Genomic DNA, 15,357 nt, shown 5'->3' with positions numbered 1-15,357 from the left:
ATCACATGGAACAACCATGCTTCTTATAAAACTTATTTATCAACGGGCTACAAAAATCTTTCCAGTACTCGCTAAGATTACCTATCAAATTCAACCCATTAGCATCACCAGACCGCAACATTCTCTCAACTTCTAATACAGTGCTTATTTCATCAACACAGCACATTGGACTCATTGGCTCACATATAGACATTGCACTGCTCGATACGTTGCGAACAACATCAAGCTTATCGCAATACGCATGCATAGACGCCACAAAATGCGTATACTCTCCAATATCAAGCCCCAATTCCACCGCCATCATTTCTTGCAGCATGGTCATGAAATACACATCATAGCAGTAGCCTAATATAAGATCATTACTACGCATGCTAACAAAACAATCAATTTTTCTATTTCTTACCATAAATTGCATATTAGAAATGCATGGAACGTCCTTTGCTGACTCCAGATCATACCCAGGATCTGCAAAGTACAACACCGCACGCCTGGAGTTCACATCGGAGCGCAAGAGATTCTTAACAGTGCTCCATTGTGATGCATTTCCACCAGAAAAAATATGCCTTCCATAGCAACTTCCACTAATCTCCACCCCATTATCCGAAAATGCTCTCCAGGCTTCAGAATAGTATTTTATAAATTCAAGACTATTATCAGCAGACATGTGCCAACAAAATTCTCCGACAGCATACGATGCGCTCCACCTTCTCTCAGGCACACACACGATACGGTTTCTCGGGTCCTTTATACGAATAAGCACTCCTCGCAACTCAAGTGTAGGAATATCTCTCGGTGACGCTGGAAAACCTTCAGAAATCAGCAGGCGGGATAATGCAACTAACGATTCAGAAATAGATTCACTTTCTATGTACATCTCCGCCCCCTTCAACCACAGATAAACGCTCCTTAAGCCGTGAAATCTCGACGTTCATGCTTTTTATATCATCACGAGCTTCAACCTGTACGAAGTCCAGCGCTCTATTCTGCATATTATACTGCATCCACGCGACATAAAACCCAAACGCTGTAACCACAGCAACAAATAGAGACGTATAACTCACTATCTTTGTTATAAATTTCCCAAAAACTTCTTCATGTACACGTTTCACGACTCCATCAGCAACACCCTCTACATCAAGAAATGTTGAAGGATAAACCTTTGTGTCCTCAATAACACTTTTTATATATTTAGATCTACCGCTACCCCTTCTCCCAAACATAATCGCATTATCTTCACAAAATTTATGAAAGACTATCCTTAAAAAACTTTCTCCTTTTTTAATAGTATACGCCCTCTTTCTAAAATTAATAATAACAGTTGAAATATGCCCATCATATCCAGGATCAATAATACCAGTATTTAACGCCAATATTCCACTTCTACAAAGCGACGTTTTAGGATGCGCAAAAGCAATATGGCTATCGTCCAAACATATTCTCTCCTTAGAAACAACAACGACCATCTGCTGCGGTTCAAGAGTATACTCTCCAGATTCTACAACATTACCATCACAAACTATCGCATCAACAATGACGTCATAAGATCCACTCCTAAGATTAGATGCAGTCCCATCAATGACAAAACCATTATTAATAACATTCCGCGGTGATATAGCCATACCCAAAAAACTCCTTATCGAATTGCCTCATATCTAGCACGGCTTCTAATTAACACACCACACAATCAAACTTTTCACAAAAATGACGCACAAGGTAAACAACAAAACAGATGCCAGCCATCGATAACTTCCGGTATTAAAATGAACACTGTTTAATTTCAACGCCTTATCTACTGAAACTACTACTAACACGCCATAAACCATGCCATCCCTACAGCAGAAAGGAACACGGATGAATTTTTCACGCCAAATTCGCTACATGTAAACTGCGCACAAACGCCCCCGAAAGCTCACCGCTTCCGGGGGCGTCATCTTTCACCAATCTGTCGTATCTACCCAATTCTTCTCGTTCTCTACAGGGCCTTTTCCACCATCTCGCCAAACGCCACGGTGCCCACGGTGGTGGCGCTGGCCATCTGCGAGGCAAGGTCCACGGTAACGGTGCGGTTGCCGATGGTGGTGTTGATGGCGTTGTAGATGCGGGTGGCCGCATCGTTCCAGCCCATGTGCTCCAGCATCAGCGCGCCGCACAAAATGAGGCTGCCGGGGTTGGCCTTGTCCTGCCCGGCAATGGTGGGCGCGGTGCCGTGGGTGGCTTCGAAGAAGGCCAGCGAGTCGGACATGTTCACGCCCGGCGCAAGGCCAAGCCCGCCCACCTGCGCGGCCAGCGCATCGGACAGGTAGTCGCCGTTCAGGTTGGACGTGGCGATCACGCTGTACTGGTCGGGGCGGATCAGCACTTCCTGGAACATGGCGTCGGCAATGCGGTCCTTCACCACCACCTTGCCTGCCGCGCCCCCGGCGTCGGCTTCCAGCACGGCGGCGTCGGTGAATTCGTCGCGCACCACTTCATAGCCCCATTCGCGAAAGCCGCCTTCCGTGAACTTCATGATGTTGCCCTTGTGCACCAGCGTAAGGCTGGACCGCTTCTGGGCCACGGCAAAGTCCATGGCGCGGCGCACCAGCCGCTTGGAGCCGCGCGCGGTCATGGGCTTGATGCCCACGGCGCTTTCCGGGTCCACGTTGGCGCCCAGTTCGTTGCGCAGAAAGTCGATGAGCCGCTTGGCTTCCGGCGTGCCCGCCTTGTATTCGATGCCCGCGTACACGTCTTCCGTGTTTTCGCGAAACACCACCATGTCCACCAGGTCCGGCCTTTTCACGGGCGACATGATGCCCTCGAAGTAGCGGATGGGCCGGATGCAGGCGTACAGGTCCAGCGTCTGGCGCAGGGTGACGTTAAGGCTGCGAAAGCCCTTGCCCACCGGGGTGCCCAGCGGCCCCTTGATGGCCAGTTCCGCGCCGCGCAGGGCCTGCATGGTGGCCTCTGGCAGGTATTCGCCGGTGGCGGCGTAGGCCTTTTCACCGGCCAGCAGTTCCTTCCATTCGATGGAGCGCGCGTCGCCGTAGGTTTTCGCCACCGCCGCATCGATGACGGGACGGGCGGCCTTCCATACGTCGGGGCCGATGCCGTCGCCTTCAATCCAGTAGACCGTCTTCCGCATGGAGGCGCTCCTTTGCGCTGGCCCCGCCGGGGCGGGGCCGTACTGTCGTGCTGATGTCGTGCTGCCGAAAAGCGGCCGGACGGCGTACCGCCCGGCCTTGTATCACGTGCTTCCGGTGGGATCCGGTGTACCCTTGGGGGTCAGTTCCGGTAGCCGGTTTGGCGGATTTTGTCAAAACGGGGCCGCGCAGGGAATCACCCTGTCCCCCCCCTCCTCGGGCATGAAAACGGGACCGCCCCCCGCGCAGGACAGGACGGTCCCGATGATTGCGAATACTGTTGCGCCGCAGCGGCGCGGCGGGCAAGGCCCAATCCTGTCCAATCCTCTCCTACTCTACCCGGCCCGGCCCCGCTCGTCTGTCCCGCCCCGCTACTTCCACGCGGCCAGGAACGATTCCGCGCTGTTGCCCGCGTCGATGTGGCGCAACAGGGCAGAGCCGAACACCACGGCGTCGGGCCTGTCGGGAAAGCCTTCCAGCTGCTTCGGCTCCTTGATGCCGAAGCCCAGCGCCAGCGGCAGGCGGAAGGCCTTGCGGGCGCGGGCCAGCGTCTGCGGCACTTCCGGCGGCAGGCCTTCGCGCACGCCGGTGATGCCCAGCACCGACACCACGTACACGTAGCCGGAGGCCACGGCGGCATATTCGGCCATGCGTTCCTCGCTGGTGTTGGGGCCGACAAGGGCAATGAGGTCTATGCCCCGCGCGGCCAACAGTGCGCGCATCTCGCCGTCTTCCTCCAGCGGCAGGTCGGGCACGATGAAGCCCGCCACCCCCGCCGCCGCCGCGTCCACCGCCAGGTTTTCCAGCCCGTATTGCAGGAACGGGTTGTAGTAGCCCATCAGCACCAGCTCGGCGTCGTAGCGGCCCGCGCGGGCCTTCAGGCCGTCCAGTATCCAGCGCAGGGTGACGCCGTTTTCCAGCGCCCGCAGGGATGCCGCCTCCACTACCGGGCCGTCGGCCACCGGGTCGGAGAACGGCACGCCGATTTCGATGACGTCCGCGCCGCCGCGATCAAGGCCGTCCATTTCCTCCCAGAAGCGGTCCAGGGTGGGAAAGCCCGCCGTCAGAAAGGGCACCAGCGCGGGCCGCCCCGCCGCGTTGGCGGCGGCCACGCGGGCTTCCAGCCGCGACACCGGGGCATCGGGCAGCATGTCGTTCATGTCGGTATGAATGGCCGCGCTCATGCCAGCTCTCCTTCGCGGAACAGCACTTCCCGCACGATTTCCATGTCCTTGTCGCCCCGACCCGAAAGGTTGACCACCACGTGGCCCCCGGCAGGCAGCTTGTCCCGGTTGTTCAGCACCCACGCCAGCGCGTGCGACGATTCCAGCGCGGGGATGATGCCCTCGCGCCGGGTCAGGGCCTGGAAGGCTTCCAGCGCCTGACTGTCGGTGGCCATGCCGTACATCGCCCGGCCAGTGGCCCCCAGATGCGCGTGCTCCGGCCCCACGCCGGGGTAGTCCAGCCCGGCGGACACGGAGTGCGACGGCTCGATCTGCCCGTCCCCGTCCTGCAGCAGCATGGTCATCTGGCCGTGCAGCACGCCGGGGCGGCCCAGGTTGATGGGCGCGGAGTTGTAGCAGCCCGGCTCGCCGGTGCCTGCCGCCTCCACCCCCACGATGCGCACCGAGGCGTCATCCACGAACGGGTGGAACATGCCGATGGCGTTGGAGCCGCCGCCCACGCAGGCCACCACCATGTCGGGCAGTCGGCCCACGCGTTCCAGCATCTGGGCGCGGGTTTCACGCCCGATGACGCATTGCAGGTCGCGCACCAGCGTGGGGAAGGGGTGCGGGCCCGCCGCCGTGCCGAAGCAGTAGTGGGTGCAATCCTGCTGGGCTATCCAGTAGCGCAGGGCCTCGTTGATGGCGTCCTTCAGGGTCTTGGTGCCGCTCTGCACAGGCACCACCTTGGCCCCCAGCAGCTTCATGCGCATGACGTTGGGGGCCTGGCGCACCACGTCCGTCGCGCCCATGTACACCACGCATTCCAGCCCCAGCCGGGCCGCAGCCGCCGCCGTGGCCACGCCGTGCTGGCCCGCGCCCGTTTCCGCCACCAGCGCGGTCTTGCCCATGTATTTGGCCAGCAGCGCCTGCCCAAGGGTGTTGTTGACCTTGTGCGCGCCGGTGTGCAGCAGGTCTTCGCGCTTCAGCCACAGGTGCACGCCCAGTTCCGCCGACAGCGTGGGGCAGGCCGTGAGCGGGGTTTCGCGCCCCGCGAAGTTGCGCAACAGGTCGTCCAGTTCCGCCCGGAACTTGTCCGAGGGCAGGATGTCGCGCATGGCGGCTTCCAGTTCCCGCAGCGGCGGCATGAGCAGCTCGGGCACGAACTGCCCGCCGAACTCGCCGAAATAGCCTTTTTTCATGGTGGTATCCTTTGGCGCCGGGGCGCCAGTTGGTATCGACTACGCCGTGCGCAGCGCCGCAAGGGCGGCGGCCACGCGGGGTGCATCCTTCCGGCCGGGGGCGCTTTCCACCCCCGAATTGAGATCGACGCCGATCAGCATGGCAGGGTCATGGCCGCCGCAGGCGGCAACGGCGCTGGCCACGTTGTCCGGGGTCAGCCCGCCTGCCAGCAGCCATGGGGCACCGGGGGCCAGCCCGCGCAGCGCGGCCCAGTCCATGGTGGCGCCGTGCCCGCCGCCGCTGGTGCCCGCATCCAGCAGAAAGCAGCGCACGTGCGGGGCAAGCCCGGCCAGTTCGGCGTGCAGCGAAGCGAGGCCCGCCCCTGCGTTCAGGCCCGATGCATCCACATGGCGCTGCGGCCATGCCACGCGGATGACCCGCTCCGCCCCCACCCGGTCGCAGAAGGCGGCATCCTGCCCGCCGTGCAACTGGGCAAAGTCCAGCCGGGCCGCGTCCATGATGGCCAGCACCTCGTCGGCGGACTGCTTCACGAACACCCCCACCCGCGCCATGCCGTGGCTGTGCAGCCCGGCGGCCACGGCGGGCGTTACCGCGCGCGGGCTGGCCGGGTGAAAGATGAACCCGCACAGGTCCACCCCGGCCTCTGCGCAGGCGTCCGCGTCCTGCTGCCGGGTCAGGCCGCAGACCTTCACCAGCAGGCGGGAGGGACTATCGAACAGGGCGGCTGGTTTTGACGCACTCATTGGGCACCTTCACTCCCGCCGCAATCTGGCACGACAGGATTTTCGTTCTCCGGCAAGGAAGGCGAGCCCGACGCGCAGGGAGCGTACTCTGACCGTACGTGACCGGAGCAGGCGGCGCAGCCTGACGACGCCGGAGGGCGAAAGGACGGAGTGCCCTCGCGCCCCAGAAGACGCAGCAGCGAACCTTCAAGGTCTCCGCCGTCCATGAGCGCGGTGCCCACCAATGCCGCGTCATACCCGGCATCGGCGGCTTTCGCCAAGTGACGGTTCTCGCTGATGCCGCTGGCCGCTATCCACACTTCGTCGGGTTGGCTCAGCGGCCCCAGGCGCAGGCAGGCGGTGCGGTCCACGGCCAGGGTTTCCAGGTCGCGGTTGTTCACCTGGATGATCCGCGCGCCGGATTCGCGGGCCAGCGCCAGATCCGCCTCGTCGAAGATCTCCACCACGGCGTGCATGCCGTGCGCTTCGGCCTGCTCGCGCAGGTCGCGCAGGGTGCGCGCATCGGGCGTCAACCGCACGATGAGCAGCAGCGCCGCCGCCGGGGTGGCCGCCGTGGCCGTCACCTGCAACGGGTCCATGATGAAGTCCTTGCGCAACAGGGGAATGGACGGATCGACGCCCGCCATGCGCCCCAGATAGGCCAGGTCACCGCCGAAGTACGCCTCCTCGGTCAGCACCGAGATGGCCGTGGCCCCGGCGGTGGCGTAGGCCGTGGCCGCGTCCTCGGGCGACACACCCGTCTCGATGACCCCGCGCGAGGGCGAGGCGCGCTTGTATTCGGCGATGACCGCCACCGGCGCCCCCCGGTACCCCGAGCGGTCCAGCAGTGCCCGCAGGAAGTCGGGACGCGGGGTGCCTACAGCCAGCGGCGCGGGCAGCCCGCCAGCCTCGGCCAGCTTGCGCAACCGGTCCAGTTCCGGCTGCTTGGCGATGCGGAAACGATCAAGCATGCAGCACCTTCCCCCCTGCCCCGGCGGCCAGCCCCAGCCGCGCGGCGGCCATGGCATCGGGCAGGGCCAGGCCCGGTTCCAGCAGGTGCAGGGCCATGCCCACGTTCAGCACCAGCATGTCGCGCATGGGGGCGGGGCCGCCGCCGGACAGCAGTTCGCGCAGCACGCGCACGGCGGTGTCGCGGTCGGGCACGGCCAGTTCCTCCGGGGTGCACGGCGAAATGCCGTAGTCCGACGGGTCCATGCTGATTTCCGTAAGCGTGCCGTGGCCTTCGCCGTCGCCCTCCAACAGCATGATGTGCGCGGGGCCCATGGGCGTCAGTTCGTCGTAGCCGCCCGCGCCATGCACCACCGCCGCCCGGCGCACGCCGGTCAGCAGCAGGGTCTGGGCCATCAGGGGCAGCAGTTCGGCGCGGGCCACGCCCAGCAGCATGTGGGTGGGCCGGGCCGGGTTGAGCAGCGGCCCCAGCAGGTTGAACAGGGTGCGCACGCCCATTTCGCGCCGGATGGGCATGACGTTGCGGAACGCCGGGTGGAAGCGCGGTGCGAACAGGAAGGCGAAGTTGCGCTGCGCCACCAGGTTGCGCACGTCCTCCGGGTCCAGTTCCAGCGGCAGGCCCAGGCCCTCCACCGCGTCCGCCGCCCCGCACGAGGATGACACCGCGCGGTTGCCGTGCTTGACCACCCGGTGGCCCATGCCCGCAAGGGTCAGCGCCGTTGCCGTGGAGCAGTTGAACGACGAGCGGCCATCGCCGCCGGTGCCCACGATGTCAATGGTGGGACCGTCAATGCCGGTCACCCGCACGGCGCGGGCCAGCGCGGCGCGCACCGCCTCGGTGAGTTCCTGCGGGGTCTCGCCCTTCATGCGCAGGCCCATCAGGAACGAACCCGCCTGCGCACAGGTCATCTCGCCATCCATCAGGCGCGAGAACCCGGCCTCGGCCATTTCCGGGGCAAGGTCCATGCCCGTGGCCAGTGTTTCCAGTATGGTGGACGTTGCAGTCTGCATTTGCTGTCTCCTTCAGGAGTTCCTTGTTGACGGGCAGCCCACCTAAAGGGGGTGCAGGGGGCCTGCCCCCTGCCCGCCGGAGGCGAACAAAAAACCTCTTCGTCGCCCCGCTCTCACTTCCCCGCCACCTGGGCGGGAAAGTTGGCGAGCATGCGCACGCCGTCGGGGGTCAGCACGGATTCGGGGTGGAACTGCACGCCCACCCACGGGCGGTCGGTGTAGCGCAGGGCCATCACCTCGCCTTCGGGGGCGCGGGCGGTGACGGCCAGCAGGTCGGGGCGTTCCTCGGCATGCACGATGAGCGAATGGTAGCGGCCCACCTGCATGGGGCTGGGCACGCCGTGGAACAGGCCCTGCCCGTCGTGGGTGATGTCCGAGGTCTTGCCGTGCATGATGCGCGGGCCCACATCCACGGTGGCCCCGGCGAACAGGCCCAGCACCTGATGGCCCAGGCACACGCCCAGCACGGGTACGCGGTGCGGCAGGCGGGACAGGAAATCAAGGCAGAAGCCCGCGTTGCGCGGGTGGCTGGGGCCGGGCGAGATGCACACCATTTCCAGCGCCGGGTCTTCGGCCATGGCGGGCACGGCGGGGTCGTCGTTGCGGACGACAACCGGCTTCAGCCCAAGGCCGTAGAACGCCTGCACCAGATTGAAGGTGAACGAGTCGTAGTTATCGATTAACAGGAACATATTCCCCTCCGGTAACGGCGGCGCGGATGACGGCGGCCTTGTTGTTGCATTCCTTCCATTCCATCTCGGGCACGGAATCGAACACGATGCCCGCGCCCGCCTGCCAGTGCACCTGGCCGTCGCGCACCCACAGGGAGCGGATGGTGATGCCGGTGTCCAGGTTCACGCTGTCCCGGTCCAGTCCCAGCCAGCCAATGGCCCCGGCGTAGGGGCCGCGCGCCAGGCCTTCCGCCTCGGAGATGATTTCCATGGCCCGCACCTTGGGGGCGCCGCTGACGGTGCCCGCCGGGAAGGTGGCGGCCAGCACGTCCAGCGCATCGCGCCCCGGTTCGATCTGCGCGGTGACGCGCGAGGTCAGGTGCATGACGTGCGAAAACTTTTCCACGTCCATGAACCGCTCCACCTGCACGGTGCCCGGCGCGGCAATGCGGCCAAGATCGTTGCGGCCCAGGTCCACCAGCATGACGTGCTCGGCGCGTTCCTTGGGGTCTTCCAGCAGTTCCTGGGCAAGGGCGGCGTCGTGGGCATCGTCCGTGCCGCGCGGGCGGGTGCCCGCAATGGGGCTGACCTGCAACTTGTCCGCCCGGCAGCGCACCATGACCTCCGGCGAGGAACCCAGCAGCGAGACGCCGGGCAGCCGCATGAAGAACATGTACGGCGAAGGGTTGATGCGGCGCAGACGGCGGTACAGGGTGAACGGATCGCCGCTGAACGAGGCCTGGAAGCGGGTGGACAGCACCACCTGAATGGCCTCGCCCTGGCGGATCATCTCCTTCACCCGGGCCACGGCGCGGGTGTACACGGCCTCTTCCGGCACGTTGGCGACGGGGCCGACTTCCGGCGGTTCGGGGGTACGATCCACCTGGCTGCGGTCCACCCTGGCCCCCGGCAGGTCGGTGAGCGAAAGCTGGCACAGCCGGTTGTACAGGTGGTCGAACAGCACCACGGTGCCGGGCAGGGCCAGGCAGGCTTCCGCCGACGAGGTCGGCAGCACCTTGGCCAGCTTGGGCTCGAACAGCCCGGACACGCCGTAGCCGAAGTAGCCGTACAGGGCGCGGGTGATGGGAGGCTGGTCGGCGAAGGCCGCGTCCGGTTCGATGCGCAGGGCGCGCATCACCGCGCGGGTGCCCTCGATGAAGTCCATGCCGTCAAACCTGCGCAACGGGGCAAGGCGCGGATCGCGCACGGCCACTTCCAGCTTGCCGTCGCGGCAGCCAAGCCGCAGCAGGAAGTTGAAGGCAATGACGCTGTACCGGCCCCAGCGGCCATCCACTTCGGCGCTTTCCAGCAGGATGCCCTGCCCGGACCCCACCATGCCGAGGAAGACGCTGATGGGGGTGTCCACGTCGGCCTCCAGCCAGCGGCCCGTCTGGCGCAGCACGATCTCGCCGCCTTCGGGCAGCGGGGGAATGTCATCCGCCGCACCCGTGGGGGCGCAGCCGTTGGCGGGAGTGGGTGCGGCCATGGTGATCGTGGCGGGTTCCGGGGTTTCCGCCTGCTCGGGCGTACCAGTCTGATCAGGCGTGTTGGGCATTTCGGGCATTTCCATCTGGGTTCTCCTTCAAGTTCGGCGTGCCGTGAGTGGTGCATTGAAAACAAAAAGCCGCGCTCCCGGGGAGGGAGCGCGGCCTGCAATTGCCTTGTCCGTTACTCTACTACTCGCGTGCAGCTATGACGGACGCACTCCTCCCCTTTCGGTGTGCGAACGCCACCACCACTGGGCGCGGTCTACCAGCACGTCCACATCGCCGGCGGCGGCGAAGTTGAGGAACGACAGGTAGCTGCGGACAGCGGTCTGGCTGTGGGGATTGGCTTCGAACATGCCTTCGAAGAGGGATGCGTCCTCGGTGAGCATCTTGCGCGCCGCGTCGAGGCGGCGGCGGAACGAGGGGGTGATGAAGGGGGTCAGCTCGTCGCGGTGGGCCAGCGTGGCAAGATAGGCGACGCTGGTGATGAAGTTGAGGCCCTGGATGCAGGCGGCGGCCTCGTCATGCTCGTCGGCGGTGGTGCGGAAGGGCACGCAGCCCATGTCGGCGAACACGCGCTCGATGAGCGCTACGTCCGTTTCGTGGGCCGCATCGCCGGGGGTGATGGCCACGCGCAGGTTTTCCGCAGGATCACCCGCAGGCGGCACCGGCCCGAACAGGGGGTGGGTGCCCACCACGGGGCCCGCGTAGTGGCGCTCCATGACCTGCATGGGGCGCGCCTTGACGGACGTGATGTCCGCCAGCACCTGCATGCCGTTCAGCAGCGGGGCCAGCTGGCGCAGCACCTCATCCATGGCCTCCACGGGCACGCACAACAGCACTGCGGCGGCACCGTCCACGGCATGACGCAAGACATCCTGCGTCAGCGGACGGTCCACGCCCCCCACCGCGTATCCTGCGGCGGAGAGCCTGTCGGCGAACAGGCGGCCCATGCGGCCCCCCGCGCCGACCAGCGCGATTTTCACTGCGTTCATGCGCGTACCTTTTCCCACTCGTTCCAGAAATGCGGGAACGACTTGGCCACGCAGGCCGGGTCGTCCAAAGCCACCTGTACCCCGGCAAACCCCAGAAGCGCAAGACTCATGGCCATGCGATGATCGCCGTATGACAAAAATGGCATCACTTTTTCGTCAACAACCGGGGCCGGACCGCCGCTACGCAGCGAACCGTGCACCACGAGGCCGTCGTCCAGTTCCTCCACCCGCACCCCGGCCTTGCGCAATTCCGCCGCCGGGGCGGACAGCCGGTCGCATTCCTTGATGCGCAGGTGCGCCACGTTGCGGATGGTGGTCACGCCCTGCGCAAAGGCCGCCGTGGCCGCCACCGTGGGCACCAGGTCCGGGCAGTGGCCCATGTCCACTTCCACCCCGGTCAGGCTGGAAGGCGCCACCACCACGCCGTTGTCGGCCCGCTCGAAGCGCGCGCCCATGCGGCCAAGGATGTCCAGCATGGCCCTGTCGCCCTGCAACGAATCCACCCGCAGGCCCGCCACGCGCACCGGGCGCGGCCCCACGGCCCCCGCCGCCAGGAAGTACGAGGCATTGGACCAGTCGCCCTCCACGCGGTAGTTGCCCGCGCGGTACACCCCCGGCGACACCACGAAGCGTACCAGGCCGGGCCGAACTTCACGCAACATTCTCCAGTCGTCGGCCTGCCACTTGCCGCGCGGGGTTTCGCGCGTTTCCACGCGAAAGCCGATGCCGAAGTCTTCCAGCGCTTGCAGGGTCAGGGCCACGTACGGCCACGACACCACCTTGTCGCCGGAAACCTCGATGGTCAGCCCGCTGGTAAGCGGCGCGGCCAGCAACAGCCCCGACAGGTACTGGCTGGATTCGCCAAGGCCGATGGCGGTCGCCCCGCCGGACATGCCGTCGGAATCGATGAGCAGGGGCGGGCAGCCTTCGCGGCCTTCATAGGTCACGCGCACCCCGCGCCCGCGCAGCACGTCCACCAGTTCGCCGATGGGCCGTTCGTGCATGCGCGGCGCACCGTGGATGCGGAACTGGCCCTTGCCCGCCGCAAGTACCGCCGTCAGCAGGCGGCAAGTGGTGCCCGATTCGTGCACGTCGCACGATGCCGGCGCGTCGAATCCGCCCGCAGGCGTGCCCGCCACGCCCGACACCGCGAACCTGCCGTCGCCCTGCCGCTCTATGCGCGCGCCCGCAGCCCGCAAGATGTCCGCCGTGCGCTCGATGTCGCGGCTTTCCAGCACGTGCTCCACCACCGAATCACCCGCCGCCAGTGCCGCCCCGATCAACATGCGGTGCGACACCGACTTGGACGGCGGCGCCGCCACGATCACGGTTTCACGTTTGCTTTCCATCATGAATCCTTTTGGCAATCCGTATGGGAAGAAGAGCCACCGGGGGAAGGGACCCTTTGGGAAAGGGTCTCCTTCCCCCGGACCCCAGCTTTGCTGTCGCCATCCGTAAGGCTCGCGCTGCGCGCTCGCCTAACGGCTGCCGCTCCCCCCAAACTTTTTATTTGGGGGTTGGAGAACCTTGATTCACCCTGCCGTGCCTGCCACCGTCATCGACGGCACGCGCGGTAAGGAAAGGCGATGCCTGACGATGCCAGAGGACAAAAGGTCGCGCCGCGCTAGTCACCACTCATATCAAGCTGCGGCCCGGCGGGGTAGCTCCCCAAAATCCTGAGGGTATGACACAGCCTGCGCAGTTCATGCACTACCCGGCCGTAGTCCTCGTTGCCAAGGTCGCATTCCACGTCCACGAAGAACACGTATTTCCATTTTTCGCCACGCAGGGGCCGCGATTCCAGCTTCTTCATGTTGATGCCTTCGCGGGCCAGCAGGTTCAGCACCTCGGCCAGCGCACCGGGCCTGTCCGGCACGGAGAACAGCATGGAGGTCTTGTCCGTGCCGGGCTGGCCCGCCGGAGCGGGGCCGATGACCACGAAGCGCGTCCAGTTGTCCGGCTGATCCTCTATGCCACGCGCCAGAATGTTCAGCCCCAGCAGTGTGGCCAGGCTGCGGTGTCCGATGGCCGCCGCGCCCTTCTCGCCCACCACCCGGCGCGCCGCCGATGCGGTGGAATCCGCCGGGATGATCCGCGCCCCCGGCAGGGCCTGGCGCAGCCAGCCGCCGCACTGGGCCAGCGGCTGCGGGTGCGAGTACACCGTGGTCACGTCGGCCAGGCTGGTTTCCGTGGTCAGCAGGCAATGGCTGATGCGGCAGAACAGCTCGGACTGGATGAATACCTCGTGCGACAGGAACAGGTCCAGACTCTGCCCCACGGTGCCGTGCAGCGAATTTTCCAGCGGCACCACGCCAAGCTCGCACTGCCGGTCGTGCACGGCGCGGAACACCCCGTCCAGATCCTTGTGCGGCATGTATTCCACGGCCTTGCCGAGAAATTCCACGCCCGCAAAGTACGAAAAGGTGCCCTCCGGCCCAAGGTAGGCCACCTTCTGGGGCCGTTGCAGGCTGCGCGAGGAGGAAAGAATCTCGCGCCAGATGGAGCGCAGGTGCTCGTTGGGCAGCGGCCCGACGTTGGCGGCCATGAGATTTTCCAGCACCTCGCGCTCGCGAAAGGGCTTGAACACGATGCCCGCGTCGTCGGCCTTGATGCGGCCCACCTCCAGGCTCAGCGAGGCGCGGCGGTTCAACAGGTGCAGCAGGTCGCCGTCCAGCCCGTCGATCTCGTGGCGGATCTGCCCCAAACGCCCGGCCAGGGCGGCTTCCGGATCGGCAGACGGCGAGGCCGGGGTTGCGCCGTCGTCCGTGCCGTTGGGGGAGTGGGCGGCGCTGGCGGCTACGTCATCCCCGCGCCAATGGGGGTCCTTGTCGTCGGTGAGGCTCATGGCCGCTTCCCCCGGCGTTGCATCGTGGTGCGCATCAGCATTCCTTGATGTCCTCCTTGATGCGCATGCCGAAGTGACGGCCCGCGCAATCGGTGCGGCACAGGATCTGGTCGCCTTCCTTCAGGCTCACCACGCTCACCGGGGTGCCGTCCGGGCGGGTCAAGCGGATGGTTTCCGCGTTCTGCAGGAACACCGCGCCCTCCACGTCGCCCACTTTCGCGCGCACCAGCAGCATGGGGCGCGCCTCCACCTTCAGCCTGCCCACGGTGGCCACGGTGGTGGAACCGTCGGCACTGACGATGAGCACCTCGTCGCCTGCGCGCAGTTCCTCAAGATAGGTGGTCCTGTCGCCGGGCATCTGGGCATAGGCGTGCACGGCACCGGCATTGATGCGGAACGGCCGCGCGGCCACGTATTCGTTGTGTTCCGTCTCGGCGTGCACCAGGAAGGTGAACGCGCTGGAATTGCCCACCAGCATGCCCTGCCCCCGGCGCAGCATGGACATGGTGTCCACGCACACCCGGTGGCCAAGGCCCACGTTCTCCACCGCCGTGACCACGCCGGGGACCAGGTCCATGCAGCCCTGCGACAGCTTGAGGTCGGCCACGATGGACTTCAGTTCGCCTGCGCCCTCGGGCAGCACCACCACGGTGGACACGCCCCGCTCCAGAATGCCCGCCGCAAGGCGCGCCTCGGAAAGGTCGGCCACTTCCACGGCCACATCGTCGGACTGGGCCAACAGATTCTCCACCGGAATGATCTCCCACCCGCGCGCCAGCACCACGGTTTCGCCCCGCGCCAGACGCGCGGCGGCGTCCTCTTCGTCGGCCTTGGCCGCCAGCGCTATGGTCGCCACGTCCTCGTCGGCCAGCACCCGGCACCTGGCCAGCGCCGCCACCGAATCCACCTGGGCGCGCGGCACGATGATGCCGTCCACGCCCGACTCCAGGGCCAGGGTCACCAGACCCTTGTCGAAAGGCACGCTCTTGAAAAGAATGGTCCGCATCAACCCCTCACATTTTTGTCATGGCGGCGAACCGCTCTTTCAACCCACCCAGAGTGCGGCCACAGCAGGGGCCGCCCATTCTGAAGGAACAAGGACATTCCAGTTCATCAGGCGAGGAGCTCGGGCCTCTTCGGGCGTGTCGGGATTCAGAGCAATTTCGTTCTCT

General features: G+C 64.8%; 13 protein-coding genes and 1 pseudogene. All 14 read right to left on the bottom strand.

The window, feature by feature from the left end; genetic code table 11:
* Window position 1: 1 nt before the first annotated feature.
* Window positions 2-874 (bottom strand): thymidylate synthase, encoded by an 873-nt coding sequence (locus tag ABWO17_RS11220; protein WP_353118547.1) that lies wholly within the window; start codon window positions 872-874, stop codon window positions 2-4.
* The gene (locus ABWO17_RS11215) at window positions 858-1,619 is read right to left on the bottom strand and encodes a dCTP deaminase domain-containing protein (protein ID WP_353118545.1); all 762 of its coding nucleotides are present in this window, start codon (window positions 1,617-1,619) and stop codon (window positions 858-860) included. Before ABWO17_RS11215 ends, ABWO17_RS11220 begins: the two co-directional genes overlap by 17 nt.
* A 353-nt stretch (window positions 1,620-1,972) precedes the next feature.
* Window positions 1,973-3,121, bottom strand: coding sequence for an NADP-dependent isocitrate dehydrogenase (gene icd, locus ABWO17_RS11210; protein WP_353118543.1), 1,149 nt, complete (start codon window positions 3,119-3,121; stop codon window positions 1,973-1,975).
* A gap of 369 nt (window positions 3,122-3,490) precedes the next feature.
* On the bottom strand, window positions 3,491-4,270 hold the full coding sequence (gene trpA / locus ABWO17_RS11205) for a tryptophan synthase subunit alpha (RefSeq protein ID WP_353118622.1): 780 nt from the start codon (window positions 4,268-4,270) through the stop codon (window positions 3,491-3,493).
* Between the two features lie 29 nt (window positions 4,271-4,299).
* Window positions 4,300-5,484, bottom strand: coding sequence for a tryptophan synthase subunit beta (gene trpB / locus ABWO17_RS11200; RefSeq protein WP_353118541.1), 1,185 nt, complete (start codon window positions 5,482-5,484; stop codon window positions 4,300-4,302).
* Window positions 5,485-5,523: 39 nt separating this feature from the next.
* A complete protein-coding gene (locus tag ABWO17_RS11195; RefSeq protein ID WP_353118539.1) occupies window positions 5,524-6,228 on the bottom strand; it encodes a phosphoribosylanthranilate isomerase in 705 nt (234 codons plus the stop codon).
* A 155-nt stretch (window positions 6,229-6,383) separates the two neighbouring features.
* A pseudogene (locus ABWO17_RS11190) lies at window positions 6,384-7,178 on the bottom strand (indole-3-glycerol-phosphate synthase); the annotation flags it as partial.
* Window positions 7,171-8,187 carry an anthranilate phosphoribosyltransferase gene (trpD, locus tag ABWO17_RS11185; protein WP_353118535.1) on the bottom strand — a complete coding sequence of 339 codons (1,017 nt, stop codon included), beginning with the start codon at window positions 8,185-8,187 and terminating at the stop codon, window positions 7,171-7,173. The pseudogene ABWO17_RS11190 and the gene trpD, both read right to left, overlap by 8 nt.
* Before the next feature lie 113 nt (window positions 8,188-8,300).
* The gene (locus ABWO17_RS11180) at window positions 8,301-8,879 is read right to left on the bottom strand and encodes an anthranilate synthase component II (protein ID WP_353118533.1); all 579 of its coding nucleotides are present in this window, start codon (window positions 8,877-8,879) and stop codon (window positions 8,301-8,303) included.
* Window positions 8,860-10,428 carry an anthranilate synthase component I family protein gene (locus ABWO17_RS11175; protein WP_353118531.1) on the bottom strand — a complete coding sequence of 523 codons (1,569 nt, stop codon included), beginning with the start codon at window positions 10,426-10,428 and terminating at the stop codon, window positions 8,860-8,862. Before ABWO17_RS11175 ends, ABWO17_RS11180 begins: the two co-directional genes overlap by 20 nt.
* Window positions 10,429-10,548: 120 nt before the next feature.
* Window positions 10,549-11,340 carry a prephenate dehydrogenase/arogenate dehydrogenase family protein gene (locus ABWO17_RS11170; protein WP_353118530.1) on the bottom strand — a complete coding sequence of 264 codons (792 nt, stop codon included), beginning with the start codon at window positions 11,338-11,340 and terminating at the stop codon, window positions 10,549-10,551.
* Window positions 11,337-12,689: a 3-phosphoshikimate 1-carboxyvinyltransferase gene (locus tag ABWO17_RS11165; protein WP_353118528.1), complete on the bottom strand. Its 1,353-nt coding sequence runs from the start codon at window positions 12,687-12,689 to the stop codon at window positions 11,337-11,339. The genes ABWO17_RS11170 and ABWO17_RS11165 overlap by 4 nt, the downstream gene beginning before the upstream one ends.
* Before the next feature lie 275 nt (window positions 12,690-12,964).
* Complete coding sequence (gene pheA / locus ABWO17_RS11160) at window positions 12,965-14,185, bottom strand: prephenate dehydratase (RefSeq protein WP_353118526.1); 1,221 nt, start codon at window positions 14,183-14,185, stop codon at window positions 12,965-12,967.
* A 34-nt stretch (window positions 14,186-14,219) separates the two neighbouring features.
* Window positions 14,220-15,191 (bottom strand): 3-dehydroquinate synthase II family protein, encoded by a 972-nt coding sequence (locus ABWO17_RS11155; RefSeq protein ID WP_353118524.1) that lies wholly within the window; start codon window positions 15,189-15,191, stop codon window positions 14,220-14,222.
* Window positions 15,192-15,357: the final 166 nt, after the last annotated feature.

It is taken from the genome of Nitratidesulfovibrio sp., assembly GCF_040373385.1.
GTDB lineage: Bacteria > Desulfobacterota > Desulfovibrionia > Desulfovibrionales > Desulfovibrionaceae > Cupidesulfovibrio.
This window is presented reverse-complemented; position numbering and strand designations above follow the sequence as displayed.

What these genes read in the sequence shown, in the direction of transcription:
- ABWO17_RS11170 (WP_353118530.1), bottom strand. Translation starts at nt 11,340, where the DNA reads ATGAACGCAGTGAAAATCGCGCTGGTCGGCGCGGGGGGCCGCATGGGC.
- trpB (WP_353118541.1), bottom strand. Translation starts at nt 5,484, where the DNA reads ATGAAAAAAGGCTATTTCGGCGAGTTCGGCGGGCAGTTCGTGCCCGAG.
- ABWO17_RS11220 (WP_353118547.1), bottom strand. Translation starts at nt 874, where the DNA reads ATGTACATAGAAAGTGAATCTATTTCTGAATCGTTAGTTGCATTATCC.
- ABWO17_RS11180 (WP_353118533.1), bottom strand. Translation starts at nt 8,879, where the DNA reads ATGTTCCTGTTAATCGATAACTACGACTCGTTCACCTTCAATCTGGTG.
- ABWO17_RS11175 (WP_353118531.1), bottom strand. Translation starts at nt 10,428, where the DNA reads ATGGAAATGCCCGAAATGCCCAACACGCCTGATCAGACTGGTACGCCC.
- pheA (WP_353118526.1), bottom strand. Translation starts at nt 14,185, where the DNA reads ATGAGCCTCACCGACGACAAGGACCCCCATTGGCGCGGGGATGACGTA.
- ABWO17_RS11165 (WP_353118528.1), bottom strand. Translation starts at nt 12,689, where the DNA reads ATGGAAAGCAAACGTGAAACCGTGATCGTGGCGGCGCCGCCGTCCAAG.
- trpD (WP_353118535.1), bottom strand. Translation starts at nt 8,187, where the DNA reads ATGCAGACTGCAACGTCCACCATACTGGAAACACTGGCCACGGGCATG.
- trpA (WP_353118622.1), bottom strand. Translation starts at nt 4,270, where the DNA reads ATGCTGCCCGATGCCCCGGTGTCGCGGCTGGAAGCCCGCGTGGCCGCC.
- ABWO17_RS11195 (WP_353118539.1), bottom strand. Translation starts at nt 6,228, where the DNA reads ATGAGTGCGTCAAAACCAGCCGCCCTGTTCGATAGTCCCTCCCGCCTG.
- icd (WP_353118543.1), bottom strand. Translation starts at nt 3,121, where the DNA reads ATGCGGAAGACGGTCTACTGGATTGAAGGCGACGGCATCGGCCCCGAC.
- ABWO17_RS11215 (WP_353118545.1), bottom strand. Translation starts at nt 1,619, where the DNA reads ATGGCTATATCACCGCGGAATGTTATTAATAATGGTTTTGTCATTGAT.
- ABWO17_RS11155 (WP_353118524.1), bottom strand. Translation starts at nt 15,191, where the DNA reads ATGCGGACCATTCTTTTCAAGAGCGTGCCTTTCGACAAGGGTCTGGTG.